Below are 26,221 nucleotides of genomic sequence, written 5' to 3' on the forward strand. Positions count from 1 at the left end.
ATGACCATGGATATTCAGGTAGCGGAAGGCGACGTCGAACGTCTCTCCTTGCGCGACTATACCGAAAAAGCGTACCTCGACTACTCGATGTACGTCATCTTGGACCGTGCGCTGCCCAATATTGGCGATGGCATGAAGCCCGTGCAGCGGCGGATTATTTACGCCATGCGCGAATTGGCGCTACACGCCAATGCCAAGTACAAAAAATCAGCGCGTACCGTGGGCGATGTGCTGGGTAAATTCCACCCTCACGGCGACAGCGCCTGTTACGAAGCCATGGTGCTGATGGCCCAGCCGTTCAGCTATCGCTACCCGCTGGTGGATGGCCAAGGCAACTGGGGTAGTCCGGATGACCCCAAATCGTTTGCCGCCATGCGCTACACCGAGGCCAAGCTCTCCAAGTTTGCCGAAGTGCTGCTGGGCGAACTGGGCCAGGGCACGGTCGACTGGGCACCCAACTTTGACGGCACCATGCAGGAGCCTCTTGTGCTGCCTGCCAAGTTGCCTCATGTGCTGCTCAATGGCGGTACCGGAATTGCCGTGGGCATGGCCACCGACATTCCGCCCCATAATGTTAGCGAAGTGGTCGAGGCTACCTGCCATCTGTTGCGTAACCCTGAGGCGACCACAACTGACGTGATGGCGTTTGTACCTGCGCCTGATTTTCCAACGGATGCGGAAATCATCACGCCCCAAGCCGACTTGCGTAAGCTTTATGAGACAGGCCGAGGTTCGGTAAAACTGCGTGCGCGCTATACCCGCGAAGACGCCAATATCGTGATTACCGCCGTGCCGTACCAGGTCAGCGGTGCCAAGGTACTTGAGCAGATTGCCGCACAGATGCAGGCGAAAAAACTGCCCATGGTGGCCGATCTTCGTGATGAATCAACTCATGAAGAACCCACGCGCCTAGTGATTGAACCGCGCTCCAGCCGCGTGGATGTCGAGTCGCTGATGGCTCACCTGTTTGCCACCACGGACCTGGAAAAGAACGTGCGGGTAAATATGAACGTGATCGGCCTGGACGGCCGCCCGCGGGTCATGCCCCTAACGGATATGCTGGGCGAGTGGCTACGCTTTCGCCGGACCACGGTGCGCCGCCGGTTGGAGCACCGATTGGGCAAGGTTGAAGACCGCCTGCACATTTTGGAAGGCTTGCTGACAGCCTATCTGGATCTTGACGAAGTGATCCGGATTATTCGTGAGGAAGATGACCCGAAAGCCTCGCTAATCGCCACTTTTAGTCTCTCGGAACGCCAAGCGGAAGCGATTCTCGAACTGCGCCTGCGTCACCTTGCCAAGCTCGAAGAGATGAAAATTCGCGGCGAGCAGGACGAGCTGGAAAAAGAGCGTAAGTACCTTACGGGCTTGCTGGGAAGTGAAGCAAAACTAACCACGCTGATCGAAAAAGAGATTCGTGCGGCGGGCAAAGAGCACGGCGACGAGCGCCGCTCACCGTTGATAGAGCGCAGTGAAGCCAAGGCACTTTCAGAAGTTGAGCTGCTGGGGGCTGATCCGGTCACCGTAGTGCTGTCTGATAAAGGCTGGATTCGCGCTGCCAAAGGGCACGATATTGATCCGGAAGGACTGTCCTATAAAGCCGGTGATAGCTTTCATCTGGCCGCTCGGGGCAAGACTAATCAGCCGCTGGTGCTGCTGGACGACACGGGACGCGCTTACACCCTGGCCGCCCATAACTTGCCCAGCGCACGGGGCCAGGGTGAACCGGTGACCGGCCGTGCTAATGTCTCGGCAGGGGCACAAATGGCCGGGTTAATGCTTGCCCCACCCGAACGGCGCTTTGTATTGGCAAGCGACGGTGGTTATGGATTTATGGCCCGCTTGGACGCGCTTACCGGTAAAAATAAAGCCGGCAAAGCGGTACTCAGCGTACCCAAAGGCTGTAGCGTGATGGCGCCCATCGAAGTGCCTGACGGTGAAGAGCTGTGGGTGGCGTCGGTGTCTAGCGAAGGCCGATTACTGCTGTTCCCGCTTGAGCAGTTGCCTGAAATGACCAAAGGTAAAGGCAACAAAATGCTCGATATTCCCGGCCCGAGAGCCGCCCGACGTGAGGAGTTTGTACGTGACGTTACTGTTCTCTCGGCAAGCGACGCACTGCTGGTTCACGCCGGTAAGCGCAAGCTGACCTTGAAAGCGGATGATTTAGCGTATTATCGCGGCGAAAGAGGGCGACGAGGCAGCAAGCTGCCACGCGGCTTCCAAAAAGTTGATCGGTTAGAGGCGGGAGAGTAACTCATGACAAAACGTTGTTTAATTCGTGCAACCGGTATGGCGCGCTCCGGTCAGCTAGAGGGATTTGGGAAAGCGTTGGCCCGCACGAATGCCCAGCTTTTGGATATTAATCAAAGCGTGACGTTTGGCATGCTCTCTCTGGAAGCCCTTGTGGGGCTTGAACACGATAATGCGTTGGAGGCGATGCTCAGCGAGGCGGGCGATGCGCTAGGGTTGGATGTGCAGGTGATTACGGTTAACGCCGACGATTATCGGCGCTGGAGCAACGAAGCAAGTCAGCCTCGGCTTATTTTGACGCTGCTGGCGCCGCATTTGCCGGCAGGCATATTGGCTGAAGTTGGCATTTTAACGGCAGAATTTGGGTTAACGGTCGAGCTGATTCATCGGCTTTCTGGGCGTGAATCGCTGGATGGTAGCGCGCCTTCCGGCGGTGCCTGCGTTGAGTGCTGGTTACGTGGCGACGAGGCGGATATCGAAGCGCTGCGCGAAAAGGCGTTGGCACTTGGGGGCGAACATGGCGTGGATATCGCCATTCAGGAAGACTCAATCTGGCGGCGCCATCGCCGCCTTGTGTGCTTCGATATGGATTCCACGCTGATCAAAGCTGAAGTGATTGATGAGCTGGCCCGGCACCACGGGGTGGGTGATGAGGTTGCCGAGGTGACCGAGCGGGCCATGCGTGGCGAGCTGGATTTTCAGGAGAGCTTTCGCGAACGCATGAGCAAGCTGAAAGGCCTGGATGAGTCGGTGTTGATCAAGATTGCCGAAGAGCTGCCGTTAATGGATGGTGTAGAGCGTTTGATGGCTAATTTAAAGCGCTTCGGTTACCGCACTGTGATTCTATCCGGGGGCTTTACCTATTTTGCCCGCCATTTACAGGAAAAACTCGGCTTTGATGAGATTCATGCTAATGAGCTGGTGATCGAGAACGGTAAAGTCACTGGTGAAGTGACGTTGCCGATCGTTGATGCTGAGCGAAAGGCAGAGCTTTTGGAGCAGATTGCGCTGCGCGAAGGCTTTACGTTGGAGCAGACCATTGCGGTGGGCGATGGCGCCAATGACCTGAAAATGCTGGCTAAAGCGGGATTGGGTATCGCGTTTCGAGCCAAGCCGTTAGTGCGCGCTCAAGCGCGTCAGGCGATCTCGACACTGGGCATTGATGCCGTGCTGTATCTGATTGGTTATCGCCAAACGGATCTAATGGATTAAGTGTTTTTCGGCCAGCTATTGAGTCGGTACGTAACGTACCGACTCAATAGTACGCGCTCTATAAACCCGACAACTACTGGGTGGTAGATAGTGCGATGCCCTGATATTCGTGGTTCAAGTGCTCAAGCCTTTCTACCTCGCTCTTACTAAGTTCAGGCGAATCCCATAACGGGTTGCCTTGGGCATCTTCAAGGCCTTCGACGGTTACCGTGAGCGATACATCGCTGGGTATTTGTGTGTTTCCCCACGCGCTAAAACGATTAGGTGCCAAGCGCCACATGGCCGTTTCACCTGCTTCAAGACCGCCCGCAATCACATAGTAAAACGTTTCATCAATCCAGGGCGCGGACCGGTCAGCGCTGGTCACAACACCTCTTAAAAATACTTGCGAGACGGCCTGCTCCGTATGATTGGTCACCTCAATATCCAGCGCCGGTTCTGGCGTGCCGTATGGGCTTTGGCTTATATAATAGCGTGCGTTATCAATGCTAAAGCGTTCCCGTTGCTCGCGGTCTTTAGCTGCCCGCGCTTGCTTTTCAGTCAACCGGGCAAGGGTAGAGAGCGCTTGCTGACGTTCTCTGGCTCGCCTCTCACGTAGAATATCATCGGCGCGTTTAATTACCTGGTCGCCCGTTAGACCATGCATGCGAACGTTGGCCGATTCAGCGATCTCGGCTGCATTCATTCGTTTAGGGCTAAGTAAGGCCATGCTGCCAAAGTTTGGCATCGCCATGATAGCGAGCGCTTTATCAAACTCATCACGCTTATAAGCAGGCATCGCCTCACGTACATTCTCAATTGAGACAACCGCCGCTGGCATGGAGCTGGTATCTATTTTGGGGTCTGAGCAACCGGCTAACACACATAGCGATAGCGTAATGGCAGACAGCCGTAGGAGGCTCCACATACATTCCCTCATTATGGTCAAAAACGCTGTGGAGCTTACCGGAAAGCGCTAACGACCACTACTATCTCTGTCATTGTTAAGCACTTTATTTATCGGTTGTGGGCTGTGAAAATTTAGGAAGCCGTGGCCGTGTAGAAACTGTTTTTCTCACTACAGGGCCATGGCCGGACGGCTAACCGTGGCCTTTGTCGGGATGAGGGACGGGTTTATCGCCGACTTCCTCTGAGCGAAGCTCTATCGGTTTGCCCTGCGTTTTTTGGGCATGCCTCAAACGCAAGTGCAGGCCGGTTTTGGCAAGCAAATGGGCGCTGACAGGGGCGGTAATAAACAGAAATAGCGTGATGAGCAGCTCCTGAATATCAATGTGACCATCGACGCTCCAAAAATAACCCATTGAGGCAATCAGCATGCAGCCAATACCCAGCGTAGTGGCCTTGGTAGGGCCATGCAGGCGCATATAAAAATCGCGCAGGTGAGCCATCCCCAGTGAGCCGATAAATACGAACACGCCGCCGGTGATAAGCATTAAGGAGATAAGTGCTTCTACAAAGAGCGACATGGCGACGCCTCCGGGTGATACGAGACAGAAAGTGCGTTCATTCGATAATGTCTCCGCGCAGAATGTATTTGCACACGGCCACGGTGCTGATAAAGCCCAGCATGGCAATCAGCAGCGCCGACTCGAAATAGGTTTTGCTGTTAAGCCATAGCCCCAGCAGAACAATCAGTGCGATGGAGTTAACGTACATGGTATCCAGCGCCAGTACGCGGTCCGGGAGGTCTGGCCCCACGGTAAGCCTAAAGAGATTCATCAGCAGCGCCATGACGACAAGCGCTAGGGTAATGTACAAAGCAATGCTTAGCATTCGTAAATCTCCTTGAGAGGGCGCTCATACCGCTCGCGGATCTGCCTGATCAGTTCCTCTTCATCATCAACATCCAGAGCATGGATTAATAGCGATTGACCGTCGAGGCGCAGGTTGGCTGATACCGTGCCAGGCGTCAGGCTAATGGTGCTGGCCAGCAGCGTAATGGTGAAGCGCTCCTCCAGCATTAAAGGGTATTCAATAAAATGTGGCGTTAGCCTGCGCCAAGGGTTGGCCACTAGATAAGCCACCTCAAAATTGGCGACGACGATATCCTTTAAAACCCTCAAGATAAACCGCAGCAGCACCCAGGGCTTTTTGATGCGTAGAGTCGTGTCCCAGAACCGATAGGTCACCAGTGGGATGATAATGGCCAGTATGCCGCCCAGTACGATTTGCCCGGGGGCGTAACTGCGTGCAAGCAGCAGCCAGACGCCTAGTAATAATAGCGATAAAACTGGCGTCGGCAGCCAGGAGCGCGGGGTAATCATGGGGCATCTCCTGCATCAAGTAGCAGCGTGTCGATCAAGACTTGTGGCTGTGATAGCTGCTCGGCCGTTGCCTGGGTGTAGCTGCTGATGGGCCCTGCAAACAGGGTCATTAAGGGGGCCGCGCTTAGCAGCCAGATGACGGCAAACCATTGGCGGCGTGGCAACGCATTGCCGCCTAAACTACCGCGATAGCTACGCCAGAAGATCGTGGAGCCTGCGCGTGACAGAGCGATCAAGGCTGCCAAACTCACCAGCAGTAGAGTAGGCCATAGCCATAATCGCTGAGCACCTTCAGCGGCGTTGAGCACCAGTGCTTTCCCCAAGGCGCCGGAAAGTGGCGGAACGCCCACAACGGCGACAGCACCTACAAGAAACAGTAGCGCTAACGCCTTGCCTTGGGTCATGGGGCGGCTTTTCACCAGCCGAGTCCCTGCCTTGCCGCGCTGTAATCCGATCATTTCAGCCAGCAGGAATAAACCACCCGTAATCAAGGAGGTATGAACCAAATAGTAAAGAAGCGCTGAAGTCGCTTGCTCTGTTCGCATGCCCACACCGACCAAAAGCGTGCCCACCGACAGCAGCACCAGGTAAGCGACCAGTAGTTTCAGATCTCGGGCAGCCATAATGCCTACCCCAGCGGCAACGAGCGTTGCCAAGCCGAGCCACCATACCCATGGCTGCTCCAGTGCGGTCAGTGCGCCCGCGCTTTCGCCAAAAATCAGCAGATAAACGCGCAGGATGGCGTAGATACCGACCTTGGTCATAATGGCAAAGAGAGCCGCCACCGGGGCGGGCGCCGCGGAATAAGCGCGCGGTAGCCAGAAATAGAGCGGCAAAATGGCGGCTTTCAAGCCAAATACCACCAATAACATTAACGCGCCGGCAGTCACCAAGCCTTGGCGTTCAGCAGGCAGTTCGGCTACGCGCAGCGCCATATCCGCCATGTTAAGCGTTCCCGTAGCGCCATAAAGCGTACCTACCGCTATCAGGAACAGTGAAGAGCCTGCCAGGTTGAGTACCACGTAATGCACGCTCGCCTGGATGCGTGCTTTGCCGCCACCGTGTAGCAGCAGCGCGTAAGAGGCGAGAAGCAGCACTTCAAAAAAGACGAACAGATTGAACAAGTCGCCGGTTAGAAACGCGCCATTGATGCCCAGGAGTTGCCACTGAAAAAGGCCGTGAAAATTGCTGCCTTTTTCATCATCCCCTGCACAGGCAAATATAACGGCACCCACTGCAAGCAGGGCTGTGATCAACAGCATCAAGGCAGATAGACGGTCGAGCACCAGTACGATGCCGAAAGGCGCTTGCCAGTTGCCCAATGCGTAGTAAAGAATCTCGCCACGCATGGCTTGGCTAATCAGGCCTATCGCCACGGCCAGTAATAGAACGGTGGCCACAACGCTCACGATACGTTTGTAGCGAACCAGTCCCTGGCGCTGGTAGAGCAGCATAATGCCGGCGATCAGCGGCAGGACGATAGGAAAAACAATCAGGTGTTGCATCATTCGCGGTCTTCCTTCTTACCGTCTACATGATCGTTGCCCACTTCACTGCGGGCGCGCATGGCGAGAATCACGACGAAAGCGGTCATTGCGAAGCCAATAACGATGGCGGTAAGCACTAACGCTTGAGGCAGCGGGTCGGCATAAACGCCTTCGCCATGAACAATGGCCGCACCGTCAGTGGTTAGCCCACCCATCGAAAATAAAAACAGGTTCACGGCGTAAGAAAGCAGCGTTAGACCTACCACTACGGGAAAAGTACGCCCCCGAAGCGTTAAATAGAGGCCACAGGTGCTAAGTACGCCGGTGGTGATTGCGTAAAGTAATTCCATCAGCTTTGCTCCTTGGCGGGTGGCGGCGTGACCTCATCGCCTTTGGGCTCATTAACCACTGGCCGGTGAGTCGTGGTGACTTTGCCCAGGTTGGCCAGGATCATCAGCGTGGCGCCGACGACGGCGAGATAAACGCCGAGATCAAACAGCAGAGCAGTGGCTAGCTCAAACTTACCGACTACCGGCAGGCTAAAGTAGCTGAAGGCAGAGGTCAGGAAGGGGTAGCCGAACAACCAGCTACCCAAGCCGGTTAGCGTTGCCACCGCAACCCCCGCAATGGCAACGGGTTGGAAGGGGAAGTCCAAACGCTGTTGCGTCCACTCCACACCACGTGCCATATACAGAAGAATCAGCGCAACCGCGGTGATCAAGCCAGCGATAAAGCCGCCGCCGGGCTCATTGTGGCCGCGCAAGAAAATAAACGCCGATACCAGCAGCGCCAACGGCAATAGAGCTAGTGAAATAGAGGTCAGAATGGCCGGATAACGATCAGGGGACCAAACGCGGCCTTCTCCGTCGCTATGCGGGATAAACAGGCGTAAGCGGTTGAGCAATTTGAAAATCGCCAAGCCCGCCAAGGCCAGCACCGTAATCTCGCCCAAGGTATCGAAGCCACGGAAATCGACCAGAATGACGTTGACCACATTATGGCCGCCGCCGCCAGGAACGCTATTGGTCATAAAGAAGTTAGAGATCGACAGCGTATCTCGCGTCATCACCGCATAGTTAATGCTGGCGATGACAAGTCCCAATGAACCCGCTAACAGCATGTCGCGCAGATTGCGCTTGGGGCTGGATTCGGGGGGCGTCTTTTGAGGCAGGAAAAAAAGCGCCAGCATCAGCAAAATCATCGTTACCACTTCCACCGAAAGCTGCGTCAGCGCTAGATCCGGTGCAGAGAAGCGTGCAAACGTAAGGGCTACAAAAAGTCCCACCACCGACAGCATGAGTAGTGAAATTAGCCGGTAGCGGTGAGTGGCGGCCGTGGCAATACCGCCAAAAATCAACATGCCAGCGCCTAGCAGCAGCACGCCATCAATGGGTTGATTGCCTTTGGGGCCGGTAAGCTCGGTAATTTGTGATAAGCCGATAACGCCCATGATCAGCGTGGACAGCAAAAGCCAGCCCACAAAGCGCTGCAGCGAATGACCGTCCCAGGCGGCCACGAGGGCTTCTGCACGTTGCTCAAGGCTGATCATTGCGCGCTCAAACACACGGCTTGCATCGACGCTGGCAAACGATTGGGCGAAACGACGTAGATCAGCATGGCGCCAGTAAAGGACAACACCCACAACAAATGCCACCATACTCATGATGAGTGGCAGGTTCACGCCGTGCCAAATAGCCAAGTGGAAGTCCAGCGGTTCACCGAGCACCGCTTGCGTCGCCAGCTCAAGCAGGTTATTAACCATCAGCGTGGGGAATAAACCTACCAGCATGCAGAGCACTACCAGCAGTTCGACCGGAAAACGCATCAGGTGTGGTGGCTCATGAGGCGCCTTGGGTGACGCTTCCTTCGCAGGCGCATAGAACACCGCATACACCAAGCGTACCGAGTAGGCAACGGAAAGAATACCACCTATGGCGGCCAGCGCAGGGATTAACCAACTTAACCCGCCCAGTACGGGCGTGGCTAATGTTTCAGTAAAGAACATCTCCTTGGAGAGAAACCCATTAAAGAAGGGCACACCTGCCATCGCCGCAGCGGCCAGTGTCGTCAGCAGGGCAGTAATGGGCATGGTTTTGCGCAGCGCACCCAGCTGCTTAAGCTCACGTGTGCCGGTTTCATGGTCGATGATGCCTGCGGTCATGAAAAGCGCTGCTTTGAAAGTGGCGTGGTTAACGATATGAAACAGCGCCGCCAAAACGGCCATAGGCGTGCCGATGCCCAATAGCACTGTAATCAGGCCCAGGTGACTGATGGTAGAAAACGCCAAAATACCTTTTAGGTCCGTCTTGAACAGAGCAAACCAGGCGCCATATAGCAGCGTGATTGAACCGATAAGCGGTACTACCACGCTCCAAAGCTCGCTACCGGCAATCGCTGGATGCAGCCGGGCCATTAAAAAGATACCCGCCTTAACCATGGTGGCCGAATGCAGATAAGCGGAAACCGGGGTAGGCGCCGCCATTGCATGCGGCAACCAGAAATGGAACGGGAACTGCGCTGATTTGGTGAAAGCGCCTAATAGGATGAGTGCCAACATGATGGGGTAGCGTGGGTCCGCCACAATGGTGGCACCACTGACCAGCACATCACTCATATTGAAGCTGCCGGCCATATCGCCGAGCAGTAATAGCCCCGCTAATAGGGCAAGACCACCTGCACCTGTCACGGTTAGCGCCATACGTGCGCCTTTGCGCGCATCGTTACGATAAGACCAAAAACCGATCAATAGAAACGAGGAGAGACTTGTAAGCTCCCAGAACAACCATAAAAGAATCAGGTTGTCAGACATTGAGATACCGACCATAGAGGCCATGAACAGCATCAGAAAAGCGTAGAAACGCCCTACAGGTTCATCTTTGCCCAGATAGAAGTGGGCATACAGCAATACGAGCAGGCCAATCCCCAGAATCAGGAGGTTGAAAAGCAAGGACAGGCCATCCAGACGAAAGGCAAGTTCCAAGCCAAGCTCAGGCATCCATTCAGCATGGAAGCGCAACGTTTCACCATCCAGCAAGGCAGGGGCCTGAAGTAAGGTGAGTAGCAGGGCGGCAGCCGGTACCACGCTCGTCGCAAGCGAACACACAGAGCGGTCGCGTTGAGCGGTGATCAGTGGCACCAGTACCCCAAGCAACGGTAATAAGGCTATCCAAAGCAGTATCATGGGCTCATCCAGCGCAATAAAATCTCAAAAAAAGCCGCAAAGTGAGGAGAATGCACCTAGGGCCAAGGGTAAATTAAGCGAAACTGTAGAATATCACTTGTTTTGAAGATGTGCGGCTTTCGTATAATCGGTCCGCTTATTCAATGAACAAGAGAAAGTGATTGGGTGCTTGCCGTTGATGCACGCCCCAAACGGATGGCGGTTATTGCAGGTAGCATTTGCGTTGCCGCATGGGGAGGATGAATAATGCTTCTCATTTTTTAAACTATTTTTTGAATTTTCTATGCTTGCGAGAACTTTACAGCAATGAGCACTTCCTTTAGTACCTGGCAGGCACGCTTTGAAAAGCTGCGCAGTAATAAGTTTTTTGAGACGTTTGTGATTGCCATCATTGTGATATCGGCGCTGGTAATTGGCGCACGCACCTACGATGAGGTGAGCCGGTTTGAGCAGTGGCTCGGCGTGCTGGATATGGCGGTGACGGTGTTTTTTCTGGTCGAGATCCTTATTCGTATGGCGGCAGAGCCCAGGCTGCGGGATTTCTTCAAAAAAGGCTGGAACATCTTTGATTTCTTGATTGTTACCGCCAGTCTAATCCCCATGGATGAGTCAGAAATGGTGCTGCTGGCGCGCTTGCTACGCATCTTCCGCGTGCTGCGTCTGGTATCAATGATACCTGAGCTTCAAATGCTGCTGTCGGCGCTGATCAAATCCATACCACGTATGGGATACGTGGCGCTTTTGATGTTTATTATTTTCTACATTTATGCCGCAATCGGCAGCTTTTTGTTCCACACCGTCGATGAGCAGCTATGGGGTAATATCGCGCTGGCCATGCTCACGCTTTTCCAAGTTGCAACATTCGAAAGCTGGGCCACTGCCGTGCTGTACCCGACGATGGAGCACTTTCCCTATGCCTGGATCTACTTCTTAACGTTCATATTCCTCAACGCCTTTATCTTTCTCAATATGATGATCGGCATTGTGCTGGACGTCATGCAAAAAGAGAGCGCCCAGATGGCGCTGGACAGTGGCGAAGGAGAAGAGGCAGAAATACAGGGATTACGTAGCGATGTTCGAGAACTGCGTGCTCAATTGGACCGCATGGAATCGGCATTGACAAAGCGTGATACGAACTCGCCTCAATAGAAGGCAGGCACGCACCATGCGGTAGCGGATACGGCTTCTTCGAACATGGTAGGGGTAGATAAAGGGGCGGTCCCACTGCACGCCACCGGCACTGTCCGGGTGGGCAAGTGTTCCTTCGCCTTGGGTGGTGGGTGGGATGTACATGCGCCCCGGTTTATGACTGAAAATGCCGCTTTAGCGGTTTTGGCATGCACAACCTCTTGGGCTGTCCAAAGCGCCGAGGCGGCAAGCATTTCCTGAATGGTGTAACGTTTATATGCCAAGCCCCGTATCGGGCTGCTCGCTTGGCTATTGATACCCCTCACAGCGGCGTTTTACTCGCCTCCCCAGGCACTTCGCGCACTAGTCGGGGCATCAGAAAACCGGGTAGATGCTCACGTAGTTGGGTGATGAGCGCACATGCTTCATCATCCGGTACATCAAAATGAGCGGCGCCCTGCACTGGGTCTAATACATGCAGGTAGTAGGGCAGGATGCCTGCCTCAAAAAGCCGCTCTGAAAGGGCGGTGAGTGTGCTCACTTCGTCGTTAACGCCGCGCAGCAGTACGCTTTGATTAAGCAACGTGGCACCGGCTTCTTTTAATCGGGTGCAGGCCTCAACGACGGCTTGATCTATCTCGTTGGCATGATTGATATGCAGTACCACGGCTTTTTGCAGCCGGGTATTGCCCAGCCAGGCAAGTAGCGCGTCATCGATACGATCAGGAATCACCACGGGTAAGCGTGTGTGAATGCGCAGCCGCTTAAGATGAGGGATTTTTTCCAGCTCGCCGACTAGCCAGGCTAGCTGACGGTCGTTGGCGGCCAGCGGGTCGCCGCCGGAAAGAATGGCTTCATGAATGGTGGGGCTGCTGCGCAGGTAATCAAGCGCATCTTGCCACTGGGCGCGGGATGGTGAATTATCGCTGTAGGGAAAGTGGCGACGAAAACAGTAGCGGCAGTTAATTGCGCAGTTTGGGCTTGCGATTAATAGCACCCGACCGGCGTATTTGTGAATCAACCCTTTGGCAGGGCGATGATCAGCCTCTTCAAGAGGGTCAAGCACGTAACCACTCGGTGTGAGCGCTTCGTCGCTGACGGGCAGCACTTGGCACAGCAGCGGGTCGGACGTATCGCCGTAAGCGATGCGTGACAAATAGGCCTCGGGCACGCAGGTTTCAAACAGCCTATGCCCGGTATGTGCGCCAGAGAGCCATTCACTCTTTAGTCCAAGCCGCTTGCAAAGCTCATGCGGGTCACGAATGGCGCTGGAAAGCTGCTGTTGCCACGAGGGGCTTGAGGCTTCGTTGAATCGCTCGTGATTATCCGAGGCAACGATCATAATGTTCTCCTGCAAAAAGCCCTCCTTCGGGTTATCATGCGCGCACTTATTTGACGATGCTATCCACGCTGCGGCGACGTAGGCTATCTTGCATCGCTCACTGTAATAGCTAACTGAAATAGATCACAGAGAGGCAACATGGCTAACTATTCTACCAATGAATTCAAAGGCGGTTTAAAAGTAATGCTCGACGGTGATCCTTGCTCAATCGTTGAGAACGAATTGGTCAAGCCCGGCAAGGGTCAGGCGTTTAACCGCGTTAAGCTGCGTAACCTGATGACCGGCCGTGTAGGCGAGCGTACCTTTAAATCGGGTGATTCACTGGAAGGTGCAGATGTCATGGACCTGGAGATGGAGTACCTCTACACCGACGGTGACATGTGGCACTTTATGAAAACGGACGGCTCTTTTGAGCAGTACGCCGTAGAGAAAAAAGCGCTGGGCGATACTGTCAAATGGCTCAAAGAGCAGGTGCCATATACGCTGACACTGTGGAACGACAAGGCAATTTCGGTGACGCCGCCCAACTTCATTGAGCTTGAAGTGGTCGAGACTGACCCTGGCCTGAAGGGCGATACGGCGCAGGGCGGCTCTAAACCCGCAACGCTCTCTTCGGGTGCTGTTGTTCGTGTACCTCTGTTTATCAACCAGGGCGAAGTGTTAAAAATCGATACGCGCTCCGGCGAGTACGTTTCTCGCGCTTGATAAGTACGTTTTTAAGCTAAGTGCTAAGTGCTTAGCCAAGTGGATAAAGCGGTAGGCTTTATTACGCACTTGGCGGCATTTGTACTACCTTAGGGCCACGCATTTGCGTGGCTTTATTTTATTCAAGGAGCAGTGATGGCCATTGAGTGGCGACCAAATGCGCAAATTGAAACGCTGCGCGAGCGAGCACGTCTGCTTTCAAAAGTACGAGCATTTTTTTCCCAACGTGACGTGCTGGAAGTTGAAACGCCTGTGCTTGGGCAGGGCGGAAGTACCGATGTGCACCTGGTGTCACTTGCGACTCAAGCGCGCACTGATAAAGGTCAGCGACGGTTATGGCTGCAAACCTCACCTGAATTTCATATGAAGCGTTTAGTGGCCGCAGGCAGTGGGCCCATTTTTCAGCTGGCGCGAAGTTTTCGTGATGGCGAAGTGGGGTCGCGCCACAACATCGAATTCACGATGCTTGAATGGTACCGGCCAGGGTTGTCGCTTGGCGAACTGATCGACGAGACCGCCACGCTGGTGGCCACGCTGTTACCTGCTTTTGCCGGGCCGGTAGTGCACTATCGTTATCGCGAGCTGTTTCATACTTGCTTGGCTGTCGACCCCTTCACAACGTCACTTGATAAGCTACGCGCGCTGGCCGCTGAGCGAGGCCGGATGCCTACCGGGGCGTTGGTGAACGAAGGCCGCGATATCTGCCTCGACCTTTTGATGAGCATGGTGATTGAGCCCACGTTGGGCCAGAACGAATTAAGCGTGGTAACGGACTATCCCGCCAGCCAGGCAGCGCTTGCCCGCCGACACCAGGATGTGGATGGAGAGTGGGTCGCATCACGTTTTGAGCTTTACCTGAGCGGTATTGAGCTGGCCAATGGGTATCACGAGCTAACCGATGCCACGGAGCAGCGCACTCGCTTTAGTGACGATAACGCTGAACGGCGACGCCTGGGGCTACCCGAGGTCGATGTTGATGAGCGTTTACTGGCAGCGCTTGAGCATGGCATGCCCGAATGTGCGGGCGTAGCGCTGGGAATTGACCGTTTAATTCAATTGGCATTGGGTAAAGCACGCCTTGAAGACGTGCTCACCTTTTCGACGCCTAATTGCTAACGCTAAGCGATAGGCGGGGCTGGCGGAAAATCACCGAGGGTTTGGCCCATTTGCACCATGGCTTCTGGCCGATAATCCTCACGCGTTGCTGGATTGCTAAACGTAACCGGCTTGGCAAAACACATCACAACGGTAGAGCCGAGTTTGAATAGCCCCATTTCCTCGCCGCGCTCAAGGGTGATGGTGTTGTCAAAACGTGTGCGTTGAGGCACGCCCGCCAGCGGTGTAACTTGCCCAGACCACACGGTTTCAATGGCGGCAACCACCATCGCGCCGACCAACACCATGGCAAATGGGCCGTGCTCTGAATCAAAAATGCATACCAGACGTTCGTTGCGTGCAAACAGGTTCGGCACGTAGCTCGCGGTGGCTTTATTCACTGAGAAAATTCGCCCAGGCACATAAATCATTTCTCGCAGCGTTCCGGTCATGGGCATATGTACACGGTGATAGTCGCGTGGCGAGAGATAAACGGTCGCGAAACTGCCGCCCATAAACTCTTCTGCAAGCGCGGCATCCCCGCCCAGTAACGACTGTGCCGAATAGGTATGGCCCTTGGCTTGAACCAGCTGACCCGCCTGCAGGCGGCCATGGCGCGAAAGCGAGCCATCGGCCGGGCTTAAAATGCCTTGCCCCAGCGGGCGAGCATCCGCTTTTAAAGCGCGGGTAAAGAACGCGTTAAAATTAGCGTACGCCGTTGGGTCCGGCTCAAGTGCCTGGCTCATGTCGACGTTAAACCGCTTGATAAAGGCCTTGATCAGCATGTTTTTCAGCCAAGGCACCTCACTCTGCGCAAACGTGCCGGTCAGGCGCGAGATGGCATGATGGGGAAGCGGGTATTGGAGTAACGAGAAAGCTTTTTGAGGTAGCGTCACATTAATTACTTTTAGCAGTGGTTAAACGTCGTGCCAGCCAAGCCGGTTACGTTACTTTTCGATCGGCGTATCGTCGCGGTTGCCCCATTCGCCCCAGGAGCCCGCATAGCCGCGTATATTAAACCCTAGCGCTTTACCCACCAGCCAGGTAAAGCTGCTGCGGTGGTGGCTCTGGCAGTGGGTGGCTACTTCCATATCGGGCGTCAGGCCCATGGCCCCAAGCTCGGTTATAAGCTCGGCGTAGTCGCGAATACGCAGGGCGCGGGTCCGGTCCATGGCGTTTAGCCAATCCATATTGACCGCACCTGGAATGTGGCCAAGATGCTTATTATTGCCTTTCTCGCCGTCATATTCGCCCTTGGAGCGTGCATCCCAAACCGCGAACTGCTTGTCACCCAGCTTGGCTTTAATCTCATCACAGGTGATGAGCGCCTGCGGGTTTAAAATTTGTGCATGGTATTCGCTAGGCGAGGGGCGGGTTTGCTCCGTGCTTTCGGGCATACCGGCATCACGCCAGGCATGAATGCCGCCATTTAAATAGGAGTAGCGGGTGTGGCCAATCAGCTCCAGCGTCCATAAAAGGCGCGCTGCCCAGCCGCCGCCTTCGTCATCATAGGCCACAACGTGAGTGTCGCGAGTAAGCCCCAATGCGCTGAATAGTTGCGATAAGAAGCCTACATCGGGAACGTCATTGGGCACCGGGCCTTCGCCGCGCATCAGGTAGCGAAAATCCAGATATACCGCGCCCGGCACATGCCCCTGTCGGTAATTATCCGGATTCACCGGCACATCAATGATCAAAAGCGCTGGTTGATCCAGGTGACCCTGTAACTGTTCTGGCTCAACGATCAGCGGTAGAAGATTTGACTCTGACGATGGGTGCTCGGTGCTCATGGTTAGCTCCTTTAAAATCAAGCGTCTAAACTATCGAGAATCCGGCGATAGCTGGCAAAACGTTCCGGGTGAATCTTGCCTTCCTCAACCGCTTCAAGTAAAGCGCAGCCTGGCTCCTCCCGATGACGGCAATCACGAAAACGGCAGTAGCCCAGGAAAGGGCGGAACTCGATAAAGCCGTCGGTCACGTCCTGTTCGGTCAAATGAATCAGGCCAAATTCCCGAATGCCGGGAGAGTCGATCAGTTCGCCATCGGTGACTTCATCGCGGTTCATGGTATAGAGCCGCGCGGTAGTCGTGGTGTGCGTGCCCTTGCGTGAATCTTCGGAAAGCGCGCCGATACGCAATGACTCACCGGGCAACAGCAGGTCAATTAGCGATGATTTACCCACGCCGCTTTGGCCCACAAACACCGAGGTACGGCCCTCAAGTTGCTGGCGTAAAGGGGCAAGCCCTTCTTCATTGGCTGTAGTGGTGCGCACCACCGGGTAGCCTAGCGCACGGTAGCGCTCCAGTAACTTGCCAAGCTCGCCGCCATCGTCTGGCAGCAGGTCGATTTTGTTGAGTACCAGAACCGGTGCGATAGCGGTGGCTTCAGCGGCGACTAGATAACGGTCAATCAAATTAGGGTGCGGCGCCGGCTCAACGGCAAAAACGATTAAAATCTGGTCGATATTGGCGGCGACCGGCTTGAGTTGGCCACGCGCGTCAGGGCGCTTGAGCACGGTGTCACGCTCTTCGCGGGCCACAACAACGCCGGAGCCCTCCTGGCCTGCCCGCCAGATTACTCGGTCGCCGGTTACCATACCGTCCAGATTAGCACGTAGATGGCAGCGTACCGGTGTGCCCTCGGCATTACGTACTTCCAGCGTTCGCCCGAAATGCGCCATCACCCGGCCGGGCTGTTCGGCGCCGTATTCGCCTGCCGCCAACTTTTCTGCGTCGCGTACATCACGCTTTTCAGCGCGGCTAGCACGCTCTGCCTGGACTTTGTCGACTCGCCACTGCTGCTGGCGGCTTAATTTACGTTTGCTCATGACCACTCGATGCTCGGTACAATAGGGGATAGTGTACCTGTTAACTGACGCCGGGTAACTCGACCCGTTGGCTATCCTGGAGAAAAGCATGAGCAATAGTAATGAACCGCGCAGTGATCTGCTGGTCTGGATCGACTTGGAAATGACCGGCCTTGATCCTGATAAAGAGCGCATTATCGAAGTGGCAACGCTCGTTACCGATGCGGATTTAAACGTCGTGGCGGAAGGCCCGGTAATTGCTGTTAAGCAGCCTGATAGTCTGTTGGCACAAATGGATGACTGGAACCAGAAGACCCACGGCGAGTCCGGCTTGGTCGCGCGCGTAAAAGCCAGCCAGAACGATACGGCCAGTGCCGAACAGCAGACACTGGAATTTTTGCGCCAGTACGTGGTGGCAGGCTCGTCGCCCATGTGTGGTAATAGCATCCATCAGGACCGACGCTTTTTGGAGCGTGAGATGCCAGCGCTGTGGCGTTTCTTCCACTACCGTAACCTGGATGTCTCAAGCGTTAAGGAGCTTGCCAAGCGCTGGAACCCGGGCGCACTGGCAGGCTTTAGCAAGCGCAACGTGCACTTGGCAATGGATGATATCAAAGAGTCGATTGCTGAACTTGACCACTACCGCAATACCTTTTTGCGCGTGGCAGGCGGGCAGGACGAAGAAGAGTAAGCCTCGGTTGAACGTTAGCTTGTCGCAATGCGTGCATCGCGCTTGAGGCGCTGTTCATCAAGCGCCCAGGCAACGTGTTCACGTACCAGAGCGCTGGGGTAAGCGCGCCGTGCCCACAGCGCGGCTTCAACGGCTTCGCTCCACGGTGCGTTGCCCAGGCCAATGGCAATATTGCGTAGCCAGCGTTCGTAGCCGATACGTCGAATGGGGCTGCCGGCGGTTTTGTCCAAAAATGCCTCTTCGCTCCAGCCAAACAGGCTGAGCAGGGAGGCGCGGTCCAGGTCGTGGCGGGGGGCAAAATCTTGCTCATTACTCACGCGGGTGAAGCGTGTGAACGGGCATACCAGTTGGCAGTCGTCGCAGCCATATACGCGGTTGCCCATGGCGCGGCGAAACTCAACCGGGATCGCTCCGTGTAGCTCAATCGTTAAATAGGAGATGCACTTGCGCGAATCCACCACTTTGTCGTCAACAATCGCCCCTGTTGGGCAGGCGGTCTGACAAGCATTGCAGCTGCCGCAATGCTCACGCTCGTAGGGCGGGTCAACGGGGAGGGGCAGGTCGGTATAAAGCTCACCCAAAAAGAACAGTGAGCCTGCTTTTGGGTTGAGCAGCATGGCGTTTTTACCGAACCAGCCAAGGCCTGCCTTTTGCGCCAGGGCGCGCTCCATTACCGGGGCAGAATCGACAAAGGCACGGTAGCCAAAAGGGCCTACTTCCTGTTCGATTTTTTTACCCAGCTGAGCTAGGCGCTTACGTATTAGCTTGTGGTAGTCACGGCCCAATGCATAGCGTGATACATAGGCTTTTTGCGGCTGACCCAGCAGCCGAGTCGTTTCAACTTCGGGAGGTAAATAATCCATACGCACGCTGATGATTCGCAGCGTGCCCGGTTCAAGCTCGGCCGGGCGTGTACGTTTGGTGCCGTGCTTGTCCATAAAGCTCATCTCACCGTGATAACCTTTCTCAAGCCATGCGTTGAGATGCTGCTCATGCGTATCGAGCTGCGTATCGGTAATACCTACCTGCTGAAAGCCCAGCTCGCGGCCCCAGGTTTTGATGAGGTCAGCAAGATGGGCCAGTTGTTCAGTGGTCATGGTATGGCTTGAAAGTGAAGAAGCAGTGGAACAGGGCATTATCAGTCTACGGTCGAGCATTAGTCGCGCTATGCTAACGCAATTGGTCGCCATCACAACATGCGAAAGGAGATATCGTGTCCACCTTAAGTACTTCCTCGCTGCGCCCGCTATTCAAAGCGGAGCAGGTACGTGAACTGGACCGCCGTACCATTGCCGGTGGTATCGAAGGGTTTGCCCTAATGCAGCGGGCAGCGTCCAGTGCCTGGCATAGCTTTCGCGCGCGCTGGCCCCATGCGCGTAGCGTAACGGTGTTGTGTGGTGGGGGAAATAACGCTGGCGATGGTCATGTGCTGGCAGCGCTTGCCATTCAGTCAGGGCTTAAAGTGCAGCGTATTACGCTAAAGCCGTTGGGTGCTCTGAAAGGTGATGTCGCCAGGGCTGCCGAGCTTGCAACCTCTGCCGGTGTTTCCTGCGAAGCGTGGCACGCCGATTGTGTGTTCTCGGGCGAGGTGATTGTTGATGCTCTGGTCGGTATCGGCCTTACCGGCAAGGTGACAGGGGCAACGCAACAGGCGATTAAGGCGATCAACGCCGCTAAATGTCCCGTGTTGGCGATCGATATACCCTCTGGGTTAGCCGCCGATACGGGCGCGGTCCTTGGCGATGCTGTTCACGCTAATACTACCGTCACGTTTATTGGCGATAAAATAGGGCTACATACCGGCGAAGCGCCTGCCTATACGGGGGAGATTGATTTTCGCCCCCTGGGCGTTAAAGCGCAGGCCTTTTTTGATATTCCTCCTTGTGCGTGGCGGCTGGACGAAGGCTGGTTAACAGACGCCTTTGCGCCGCGCTCCCGTACCAGCCATAAAGGCGATATGGGGCATGTGCTGGTCTTGGGCGGTGCTCCGGGGTTTGGTGGTGCAGCGCTGTTGGCTTCCCACGCGGCGGTACGCTTAGGCGCTGGCAAAGTAAGCCTGGCAACCGCGCCAGAGCATACCATCGCCAGTTTGATGCGTTGCCCGGAAGTAATGGCGCACGGTGTACGCGGCGGCGCTGATTTAAACGAACTTCCGCAAAAAGCCGATGCTCTGGTGGTGGGGCCGGGGATGGGGCAAGCCGCTTGGGGGCAGGCTGTGTTGCAGCACGCGCTGGCATCGGGCTCTCCGCTGGTCGTCGATGCCGATGGGCTTAATTTACTCGCCAGCCACTGGCCGAGCGAGCGCCGTGATAACTGGATATTAACGCCGCACCCTGGCGAAGCTGCCCGGCTGCTTGAGTGTAGCGTCACCGATGTGCAGGCTGACCGGCCTGCCGCTGCGCGTGAGCTACAGCGTAGACGAGGAGGCGTTGTGGTTCTAAAAGGCTCGGGGGGCTTGATTGCCGGGCCCGGTGGCTTGGTTGTATGTCCTTACGGAAACCCCGGTATGGCCAGTGGTGGAATGGGTGACGTGCTCAGCGGTATGCTCGGCGCCTTGGTCGCCCAGCGAACAGAGATAGAGAGTAGTGCCTGGCTAGGCGTTATGGTGCATGCGCTAGCCGCCGACCGCGCCGCACAGGCACAAGGAGAACGTGGCTTGCTGGCAAGTGATCTGGCATCCTATGCACGAGTATTGATCAACCCGTGAAGGCAGCCCACATGCAGGTGCAATTGGAAAATGAAGAAGCGCAGGTCGCTTTTGGTGAAGCGCTGGGAAGTGCATTGCAGGGGCGTGGGCGTGTTTACCTGGAAGGTGACCTGGGCGCCGGTAAAACGACATTAACACGTGGAGTTTTAAGGACTTATGGGCATCTGGGGGCAGTCAAAAGCCCTACCTATACCCTCGTGGAGCCTTATGAGCTGGGCACACAGCGCATTTATCATTTAGATCTCTATCGTTTATCTGACCCTGAGGAGCTTGAGTTTATCGGCGGTCGTGATGTGCTGGCGGACGACGCTCTATGTATTGTTGAGTGGCCAAGTCGCGGCGAGGGATGGCTGCCAGCTCCCGATATTTTCTTATCACTTACGGTAGCGGGTGCAGGGCGCGAGGCGACGTTGAACGCACTCAGTGAGTACGGTGAGTGCGTCCTTAATGGGCTGCAGTCAAGACAATCGTTTAAGCAGTCAGAAGACGGTGCCACTTCATGGTAACTAGCAACGAATTCACCGGCCTGGCCCGGTATCTCATGCCTGGGCTGATGGCGCTAATGGCGAGCGTTTCTTCTGTACAGGCCGCTGATGTTGAAAGCATGCGGTTATGGGCCGCCCCCGACCACGCGCGGCTGGTATTTGATCTTTCCGGCGTCACTCAGGCGAATGTTTTTTCCCTGTCGGACCCCGAGCGCTTGGTGATTGATTTGGAGGAGAGCCAGCTAAAAACGGATGCCTCCACATTGCCGCTAGATGGCAGCGCGATTGAGGTTGTGCGGACCGGGCCGCGGGATGGGGGTGGTTTGCGCGTGGTGCTGGAACTCAATCGCTTAGTGGAACCGCGCCACTTTGTGTTGCCGCCTAATGACCAATATGGTCACCGCTTGGTGGTAGACCTTGAGTATCCTGGCGAGAGTGCCGTTGAAAACCCGATTGATCCGATAGAAGCGATGATTCGTGATCAGGAAATGCTGGCGCAGCGAAACGATGTTCAGGCTCAATTGCCGGATAGTCAGGCGTCGCCTGGAACGCAAAGCCCTGAGTCGGCCGAAGTTCAGCCCGCCCAGCCGCACCCCCAACGCGATGTTATTATTGCCGTTGATGCTGGCCACGGCGGTGAAGACCCAGGCGCTATTGGCCCTGGCGGTACGCGAGAAAAAGACGTTGTGCTGGATATAAGCCGCCGACTGGCTGCGCAAATCAACGCCAAGCCGGGCTATAAAGCGGTGCTTATTCGTGATGGCGATTATTACATTGGCCTGCGGCAACGTACCCAGCTTGCCCGTGAGCAAAAGGCCGATTTCTTTGTGTCGGTTCACGCCGATGCATTTAACAGTCCGCGCCCCGAGGGCAGCTCGGTATACGCGCTTTCGCAGCGTGGCGCTACGTCAGAAACAGCCCAGTGGCTTGCCGACAGCGAAAACCGCGCTGATCTGATTGGCGGGGTGGATGGCAACCTTTCGCTGCGTGATAAGGATCAAGTACTCCGCGGCGTTTTGCTTGATTTAACCATGACCGCCACGCTGAACGATTCTCTGTCTATTGGCGGGCAGGTGCTTGAGCAGTTGGGGCGGATTAATCGGCTGCATAAATCTCGCGTCGAGCAGGCCGGTTTTATGGTACTTAAATCGCCTGATATTCCTTCGCTATTGATTGAGGTTGGCTTTATTTCCAACCCCAGTGAAGAGCGTCGACTGCGTGATCCCGTTCACCAGCAGGGGCTTGCGGATGCTATTTTTTCCGGGTTAAACGCGCATTTTGAACGTAACCCGCCACCGGCGAGCCTGCTTGCTTGGCAGCGCGATAATCATCGCCAGCCTACGGGGAATGAGTACCGCATTCAGTCAGGCGATACGCTCTCTTCGATTGCGCTGCGCCACGGTGTGCCAGTGGGCCAGCTGCGCCAAGCTAATGATTTGAATGGCGACGTTATTCGTGTGGGCCAAGTATTACGTATTCCCAACTCTTGAGGTGTCTGGTGTCCGAGTCGAGTTCTTTGCCGTCACGTATTCATGTACTCGATCCCCGCTTGGCCAACCAAATCGCCGCGGGGGAGGTTGTCGAACGTCCATCGTCGGTAACCAAGGAGTTGGTTGAAAATGCCATTGATGCGGGAAGTCAGCGCATTGAGGTTGAGATCGAGCAGGGCGGTGCGCGATTAATTAAAGTACGCGATGACGGCATCGGTATTAGTGAGCAGGACTTGCCGCTGGCGCTTGCACGTCATGCCACCAGTAAAATCGGAAGCCTTGAGGACCTGGAGGGCGTCAGTTCTCTGGGGTTTCGTGGCGAGGCGCTGGCCTCAATAAGCTCTGTCTCTCGGTTGGAGCTTGTTTCCAATGCGGAAGAAGACCCGCGAACCGGCTGGCGAGTGGTGGCCGAAGGGCGAGAGATGGAGGCGCGAGTAACGCCTGCACCACACCCACGAGGCACCAGCGTTGCGGTGCGTGATTTGTTCTTCAATACGCCTGCGCGGCGTAAGTTCTTACGTACTGAAAAGACCGAGTTTGCCCATGTGGAAGAGGCCTTTCGGCGTCAGGCACTGTCGCGTTACGACATCACCTGGGTGCTCCGTCATAACCAGAAGGTAGTTCACCAGCTACCTGCTGGGCATGCGGCGGCGGCTCAGGAGCGGCGTATCGCCTCGCTGCTGGGTAAGAATTTTATTGAGCATGCACGCTATATTGAGCGCGAAGCTGGTGGTCTGCGCCTAAGCGGTTGGGTGGGCTTGCCCACACATTCACGCTCTCAGGCCGATCAGCAGTATTTTTTCGTTAACGGGCGTGTGGTGCGTGACCGCCTGGTGGCCCATGCCGTGCGCCAGGCCTATCGGGACGTGCTCTATAACGGCCGCCATCCTGTGTTTGTACTCTACCTGACACTGGACCCTGATGTGGTCGACGTGAATGTTCATCCCACCAAGCATGAAGTGCGCTTTCGTGATGGGCGTATGGTGCATGATTTTCTCTACTCAAGTCTGCACCACTGCCTAGCGACGTCTAAGCCAGCGCAAGAAAGTGATGGCGATACCAGTGATGTCTCGGAGCATTCAGCAGAAGGCGTGAATGGTGCCACTGCTGAACCTGAGCAGACTGATTCTACCCGGTGGCAGCAGCAGGGCATGGCGCTTTCCCAAGCGCCTGACCGTCACCCGGGGGCTGAAAAAGTACGCCGCTTTATGCAGGGCTATCAGGCCTTGCACCCTAATCATGAGGATACGCTGCTTACGCCGCAGCCGCCGGGTGCATGGGCTGGTAGTCACCAGTCTGTCAGCGAGGTGCGCGAAGCACCTGCGGTAATGCCTGAAAGTGACCCGACCAGTGCGCCGCCGCTAGGCTTTGCCTTGGGGCAACTGCATGGGATTTATATTCTTGCGCAAAATACCCAGGGGCTCGTGCTGGTGGATATGCACGCCGCCCATGAACGCATTGTCTACGAGCGGATGAAAAATCAGCTGGCAGCCGCCAGTGGCATTGATACACAGCCGCTGTTGGTACCCGTATCGCTTGCCGCCAGCCGCACGGAAGTGGCAACGGCAGAAAGCGAGCAGAAAGCCATTTCTCAATTGGGGATTGAGCTGGATGTTGCAGGGCCGGAAACGCTGCTGGTGCGCCAGTTACCCGCGCTTTTGGCCCAGGCTGACCCGGAAGCGCTGGTGCGTGAAATGCTTGAAGAGCTTGCCCGTTTTGGGCGCACTCACCAGGTAGAAACACGTATTCATGAGCTGCTTTCCACCATGGCATGCCACGGTAGCGTGCGCGCGAATCGGCGGCTAACCATTGAAGAGATGAATGGATTGCTGCGCGATATGGAACGCACCGAGCGTAGCGATCAGTGCAACCATGGTCGGCCTACCTGGACACAAATGAACCTAAAAGCGCTTGATCGGTTGTTCTTGCGCGGACAGTAGCGGTGCTGCCAGATGTTGCCAAGTGGCGGCTGGCTGAATTAATCCCTGTTATTTTTTGGCGGAGTTTGCCACGGTATGGCTGATACACGCCCTTGGGCGATTTTTTTAATGGGTCCCACGGCGGCCGGAAAAACCGATACGGCAATCGCGCTGCACGAGCGGCTAGGGCATGAGCTAATCAGCGTTGATTCCGCAATGGTCTACCGCGGTATGAATATTGGTAGTGCTAAGCCCAGTGCTGCTGAGCTTGCCCGTGCACCCCATCGGTTAATAGATCTGCGTGATCCTGCAGAGCCCTATTCAGCCGCTGATTTTCGAGAAGATGCGCTTAGTGAGATGCGGCAAATCAGCGCAGCGGGCAAGGTGCCACTGCTCGTGGGCGGCACCATGCTTTACTACAAGCGCCTGGTTGAAGGGGTCGCAAATATGCCTGCGGCGGACCCCGCTATTCGCGAGCAGCTAGCCAAACAGCGTGAAAGTGAAGGCCTGGAGTCGCTGCATAAAAAACTGATGGATGTGGATCCTGTGTCGGCGCAGCGCATCCATCCTAATGATCCTCAACGCTTAATGCGCGCACTCGAAGTTTATTACGCCAGTGGGCGCTCAATGAGTGAGCTATGGGGTGAGCAGCAGCCAGCGCCTTTCCCTTGGCGCGTGCTATCCATTGCGTTGGCGCCAGACGACAGACGTGTTTTACACGCACGTATTGAAAAACGTTTTGCCGCTATGCTTGAGGAGGGCTTGATAGATGAGGTGGCCGCCCTCAAAAAGCGTAGTGACCTGCATCTGGAACTGCCCGCCATGAAAAGCGTAGGGTATCGTCAGGTGTGGGAGTATCTGAACGGTGAGTACGACTATGCTGTCTTAAAGGAGCGCGGCGTAATTGCTACTCGCCAGCTCGCCAAGCGTCAGCTAACCTGGTTAAGAAGCTGGTCTAATCTTACCTGGATTGATTCGCAGCAGTTGGACGTGGTGGATAAGACGCTGAAATTCGTGCGTGAAAGCGGTGCTTAGCGTAAGATAGTGGTTTCGTGAGCGTGTGTTTTTGAGTAGCCGAAGGGCGCTTTCAACCACACGGGCCTTTCGGGCAAATAGATTGCGGCGTAGCACCAGTAGGGCACGCCATTTAACAACCAACCCCAACGACAGTTTAGGGAGAGCAACATGTCCAAAGGGCAGTCCCTTCAAGATCCTTACTTGAATATTTTGCGCAAAGAGCGCATTCCGGTCTCCATCTTTTTGGTAAATGGCATTAAGCTTCAAGGCCAGATCGAATCGTTTGACCAGTTTGTTATTCTGCTGCGTAACACCGTTAGTCAGATGGTTTATAAACATGCTATTTCCACGGTGGTGCCTTCGCGCAATGTGCGTTTGCCGGCACAAGACCCGGCCGCGCCTGATGCGGATATTTAACACCGCTGGATGAGCAATAGAGTCC

Annotated in this window: 24 protein-coding genes; 12 read left to right on the forward strand and 12 right to left on the reverse strand. The window is 55.4% G+C overall.

Annotated elements, in window-relative coordinates; all coding sequences use genetic code 11:
• Together parC and serB are read left to right on the forward strand one after the other, a co-directional pair.
• Positions 1-2,253: a DNA topoisomerase IV subunit A gene (gene parC, locus ACT3T7_RS03005; RefSeq protein WP_172116259.1), complete on the forward strand. Its 2,253-nt coding sequence runs from the start codon at positions 1-3 to the stop codon at positions 2,251-2,253.
• Between the two features lie 3 nt (positions 2,254-2,256).
• Positions 2,257-3,462 (forward strand): phosphoserine phosphatase SerB, encoded by a 1,206-nt coding sequence (serB, locus tag ACT3T7_RS03010; RefSeq protein WP_444630053.1) that lies wholly within the window; start codon positions 2,257-2,259, stop codon positions 3,460-3,462.
• Between the two features lie 73 nt (positions 3,463-3,535).
• On the opposite strand, the gene ACT3T7_RS03015 is transcribed toward serB, so the two are convergent.
• The 7 genes from ACT3T7_RS03015 to ACT3T7_RS03045 form a co-directional block, all read right to left on the reverse strand.
• Positions 3,536-4,369: a DUF6694 family lipoprotein gene (locus ACT3T7_RS03015; RefSeq protein WP_444630054.1), complete on the reverse strand. Its 834-nt coding sequence runs from the start codon at positions 4,367-4,369 to the stop codon at positions 3,536-3,538.
• 172 nt (positions 4,370-4,541) lie between these two features.
• Positions 4,542-4,928, reverse strand: a complete 387-nt coding sequence (locus ACT3T7_RS03020; protein ID WP_192526295.1) for a Na+/H+ antiporter subunit G — start codon at positions 4,926-4,928, stop codon at positions 4,542-4,544.
• Between the two features lie 37 nt (positions 4,929-4,965).
• On the reverse strand, positions 4,966-5,235 hold the full coding sequence (locus ACT3T7_RS03025; protein WP_087109537.1) for a K+/H+ antiporter subunit F: 270 nt from the start codon (positions 5,233-5,235) through the stop codon (positions 4,966-4,968).
• Complete coding sequence (locus tag ACT3T7_RS03030; RefSeq protein WP_172116262.1) at positions 5,229-5,726, reverse strand: Na+/H+ antiporter subunit E; 498 nt, start codon at positions 5,724-5,726, stop codon at positions 5,229-5,231. The genes ACT3T7_RS03025 and ACT3T7_RS03030 overlap by 7 nt, the downstream gene beginning before the upstream one ends.
• Complete coding sequence (locus tag ACT3T7_RS03035) at positions 5,723-7,234, reverse strand: monovalent cation/H+ antiporter subunit D (RefSeq protein WP_192526296.1); 1,512 nt, start codon at positions 7,232-7,234, stop codon at positions 5,723-5,725. Before ACT3T7_RS03035 ends, ACT3T7_RS03030 begins: the two co-directional genes overlap by 4 nt.
• Complete coding sequence (locus ACT3T7_RS03040) at positions 7,231-7,563, reverse strand: Na+/H+ antiporter subunit C (protein ID WP_087109531.1); 333 nt, start codon at positions 7,561-7,563, stop codon at positions 7,231-7,233. The genes ACT3T7_RS03035 and ACT3T7_RS03040 overlap by 4 nt, the downstream gene beginning before the upstream one ends.
• Positions 7,563-10,394, reverse strand: coding sequence for a monovalent cation/H+ antiporter subunit A (locus tag ACT3T7_RS03045; RefSeq protein ID WP_444630055.1), 2,832 nt, complete (start codon positions 10,392-10,394; stop codon positions 7,563-7,565). Before ACT3T7_RS03045 ends, ACT3T7_RS03040 begins: the two co-directional genes overlap by 1 nt.
• Positions 10,395-10,700: 306 nt before the next feature.
• On the opposite strand from ACT3T7_RS03045, the gene ACT3T7_RS03050 reads away from it, so the two are divergent.
• Positions 10,701-11,543 (forward strand): ion transporter, encoded by an 843-nt coding sequence (locus tag ACT3T7_RS03050; RefSeq protein ID WP_192526298.1) that lies wholly within the window; start codon positions 10,701-10,703, stop codon positions 11,541-11,543.
• A 301-nt stretch (positions 11,544-11,844) separates the two neighbouring features.
• On the opposite strand, the gene epmB is transcribed toward ACT3T7_RS03050, so the two are convergent.
• On the reverse strand, positions 11,845-12,864 hold the full coding sequence (gene epmB, locus ACT3T7_RS03055; RefSeq protein ID WP_444630056.1) for an EF-P beta-lysylation protein EpmB: 1,020 nt from the start codon (positions 12,862-12,864) through the stop codon (positions 11,845-11,847).
• Positions 12,865-13,002: 138 nt separating this feature from the next.
• Here epmB and efp point away from each other — a divergent pair, with 138 nt between their 5' ends.
• Complete coding sequence (efp, locus tag ACT3T7_RS03060; RefSeq protein WP_172116269.1) at positions 13,003-13,569, forward strand: elongation factor P; 567 nt, start codon at positions 13,003-13,005, stop codon at positions 13,567-13,569.
• A gap of 135 nt (positions 13,570-13,704) precedes the next feature.
• Positions 13,705-14,685, forward strand: a complete 981-nt coding sequence (gene epmA, locus ACT3T7_RS03065; RefSeq protein WP_444630057.1) for an EF-P lysine aminoacylase EpmA — start codon at positions 13,705-13,707, stop codon at positions 14,683-14,685.
• A gap of 2 nt (positions 14,686-14,687) precedes the next feature.
• Here epmA and asd read toward each other — a convergent pair whose 3' ends face one another.
• Genes asd through rsgA form a run of 3 tightly spaced genes read right to left on the reverse strand, consistent with a single transcriptional unit; the run spans position 14,688 to position 17,491 of the window.
• On the reverse strand, positions 14,688-15,560 hold the full coding sequence (gene asd, locus ACT3T7_RS03070) for an archaetidylserine decarboxylase (RefSeq protein ID WP_444630058.1): 873 nt from the start codon (positions 15,558-15,560) through the stop codon (positions 14,688-14,690).
• Positions 15,561-15,611: 51 nt separating this feature from the next.
• Complete coding sequence (locus tag ACT3T7_RS03075) at positions 15,612-16,454, reverse strand: sulfurtransferase (RefSeq protein ID WP_444630059.1); 843 nt, start codon at positions 16,452-16,454, stop codon at positions 15,612-15,614.
• A 17-nt stretch (positions 16,455-16,471) separates the two neighbouring features.
• Positions 16,472-17,491, reverse strand: a complete 1,020-nt coding sequence (gene rsgA, locus ACT3T7_RS03080; protein ID WP_444630060.1) for a small ribosomal subunit biogenesis GTPase RsgA — start codon at positions 17,489-17,491, stop codon at positions 16,472-16,474.
• Positions 17,492-17,579: 88 nt separating this feature from the next.
• Here rsgA and orn point away from each other — a divergent pair, with 88 nt between their 5' ends.
• Positions 17,580-18,161: an oligoribonuclease gene (orn, locus tag ACT3T7_RS03085; protein WP_444630061.1), complete on the forward strand. Its 582-nt coding sequence runs from the start codon at positions 17,580-17,582 to the stop codon at positions 18,159-18,161.
• A gap of 14 nt (positions 18,162-18,175) precedes the next feature.
• Here orn and queG read toward each other — a convergent pair whose 3' ends face one another.
• Entirely contained in the window at positions 18,176-19,258 is a 1,083-nt protein-coding gene (gene queG, locus ACT3T7_RS03090) for a tRNA epoxyqueuosine(34) reductase QueG (protein WP_444630062.1), read from the reverse strand.
• A gap of 116 nt (positions 19,259-19,374) precedes the next feature.
• Between queG and ACT3T7_RS03095 the strand changes: the two genes are divergently transcribed.
• The 6 genes from ACT3T7_RS03095 to hfq all read left to right on the forward strand — a co-directional run bounded on the left by ACT3T7_RS03095 (position 19,375) and on the right by hfq (position 26,196).
• Positions 19,375-20,868 (forward strand): NAD(P)H-hydrate dehydratase, encoded by a 1,494-nt coding sequence (locus ACT3T7_RS03095; protein ID WP_444630063.1) that lies wholly within the window; start codon positions 19,375-19,377, stop codon positions 20,866-20,868.
• Between the two features lie 11 nt (positions 20,869-20,879).
• Entirely contained in the window at positions 20,880-21,374 is a 495-nt protein-coding gene (gene tsaE, locus ACT3T7_RS03100) for a tRNA (adenosine(37)-N6)-threonylcarbamoyltransferase complex ATPase subunit type 1 TsaE (RefSeq protein WP_444630064.1), read from the forward strand.
• Positions 21,368-22,843, forward strand: a complete 1,476-nt coding sequence (locus ACT3T7_RS03105) for an N-acetylmuramoyl-L-alanine amidase (protein ID WP_192526306.1) — start codon at positions 21,368-21,370, stop codon at positions 22,841-22,843. Before tsaE ends, ACT3T7_RS03105 begins: the two co-directional genes overlap by 7 nt.
• 8 nt (positions 22,844-22,851) lie before the next feature.
• Positions 22,852-24,783: a DNA mismatch repair endonuclease MutL gene (gene mutL, locus ACT3T7_RS03110; RefSeq protein ID WP_444630065.1), complete on the forward strand. Its 1,932-nt coding sequence runs from the start codon at positions 22,852-22,854 to the stop codon at positions 24,781-24,783.
• A 75-nt stretch (positions 24,784-24,858) separates the two neighbouring features.
• The gene (gene miaA / locus ACT3T7_RS03115; protein WP_172116280.1) at positions 24,859-25,797 is read left to right on the forward strand and encodes a tRNA (adenosine(37)-N6)-dimethylallyltransferase MiaA; all 939 of its coding nucleotides are present in this window, start codon (positions 24,859-24,861) and stop codon (positions 25,795-25,797) included.
• Between the two features lie 150 nt (positions 25,798-25,947).
• Positions 25,948-26,196, forward strand: coding sequence for an RNA chaperone Hfq (gene hfq / locus ACT3T7_RS03120; RefSeq protein ID WP_009099947.1), 249 nt, complete (start codon positions 25,948-25,950; stop codon positions 26,194-26,196).
• Positions 26,197-26,221: the final 25 nt, after the last annotated feature.

Source organism: Halomonas sp. 111 (assembly GCF_052379685.1).
GTDB lineage: Bacteria > Pseudomonadota > Gammaproteobacteria > Pseudomonadales > Halomonadaceae > Vreelandella > Vreelandella citrativorans.

Bases quoted from the DNA above. Each gene is read 5' to 3' on its own strand.
- parC (WP_172116259.1), top strand. From the start codon at position 1: ATGACCATGGATATTCAGGTAGCGGAAGGCGACGTCGAACGTCTCTCC.
- serB (WP_444630053.1), top strand. From the start codon at position 2,257: ATGACAAAACGTTGTTTAATTCGTGCAACCGGTATGGCGCGCTCCGGT.
- ACT3T7_RS03015 (WP_444630054.1), bottom strand. From the start codon at position 4,369: ATGTGGAGCCTCCTACGGCTGTCTGCCATTACGCTATCGCTATGTGTG.
- ACT3T7_RS03020 (WP_192526295.1), bottom strand. From the start codon at position 4,928: ATGTCGCTCTTTGTAGAAGCACTTATCTCCTTAATGCTTATCACCGGC.
- ACT3T7_RS03025 (WP_087109537.1), bottom strand. From the start codon at position 5,235: ATGCTAAGCATTGCTTTGTACATTACCCTAGCGCTTGTCGTCATGGCG.
- ACT3T7_RS03030 (WP_172116262.1), bottom strand. From the start codon at position 5,726: ATGATTACCCCGCGCTCCTGGCTGCCGACGCCAGTTTTATCGCTATTA.
- ACT3T7_RS03035 (WP_192526296.1), bottom strand. From the start codon at position 7,234: ATGATGCAACACCTGATTGTTTTTCCTATCGTCCTGCCGCTGATCGCC.
- ACT3T7_RS03040 (WP_087109531.1), bottom strand. From the start codon at position 7,563: ATGGAATTACTTTACGCAATCACCACCGGCGTACTTAGCACCTGTGGC.
- ACT3T7_RS03045 (WP_444630055.1), bottom strand. From the start codon at position 10,394: ATGATACTGCTTTGGATAGCCTTATTACCGTTGCTTGGGGTACTGGTG.
- ACT3T7_RS03050 (WP_192526298.1), top strand. From the start codon at position 10,701: ATGAGCACTTCCTTTAGTACCTGGCAGGCACGCTTTGAAAAGCTGCGC.
- epmB (WP_444630056.1), bottom strand. From the start codon at position 12,864: ATGATCGTTGCCTCGGATAATCACGAGCGATTCAACGAAGCCTCAAGC.
- efp (WP_172116269.1), top strand. From the start codon at position 13,003: ATGGCTAACTATTCTACCAATGAATTCAAAGGCGGTTTAAAAGTAATG.
- epmA (WP_444630057.1), top strand. From the start codon at position 13,705: ATGGCCATTGAGTGGCGACCAAATGCGCAAATTGAAACGCTGCGCGAG.
- ACT3T7_RS03075 (WP_444630059.1), bottom strand. From the start codon at position 16,454: ATGAGCACCGAGCACCCATCGTCAGAGTCAAATCTTCTACCGCTGATC.
- rsgA (WP_444630060.1), bottom strand. From the start codon at position 17,491: ATGAGCAAACGTAAATTAAGCCGCCAGCAGCAGTGGCGAGTCGACAAA.
- orn (WP_444630061.1), top strand. From the start codon at position 17,580: ATGAGCAATAGTAATGAACCGCGCAGTGATCTGCTGGTCTGGATCGAC.
- queG (WP_444630062.1), bottom strand. From the start codon at position 19,258: ATGACCACTGAACAACTGGCCCATCTTGCTGACCTCATCAAAACCTGG.
- tsaE (WP_444630064.1), top strand. From the start codon at position 20,880: ATGCAGGTGCAATTGGAAAATGAAGAAGCGCAGGTCGCTTTTGGTGAA.
- ACT3T7_RS03105 (WP_192526306.1), top strand. From the start codon at position 21,368: ATGGTAACTAGCAACGAATTCACCGGCCTGGCCCGGTATCTCATGCCT.
- miaA (WP_172116280.1), top strand. From the start codon at position 24,859: ATGGCTGATACACGCCCTTGGGCGATTTTTTTAATGGGTCCCACGGCG.
- hfq (WP_009099947.1), top strand. From the start codon at position 25,948: ATGTCCAAAGGGCAGTCCCTTCAAGATCCTTACTTGAATATTTTGCGC.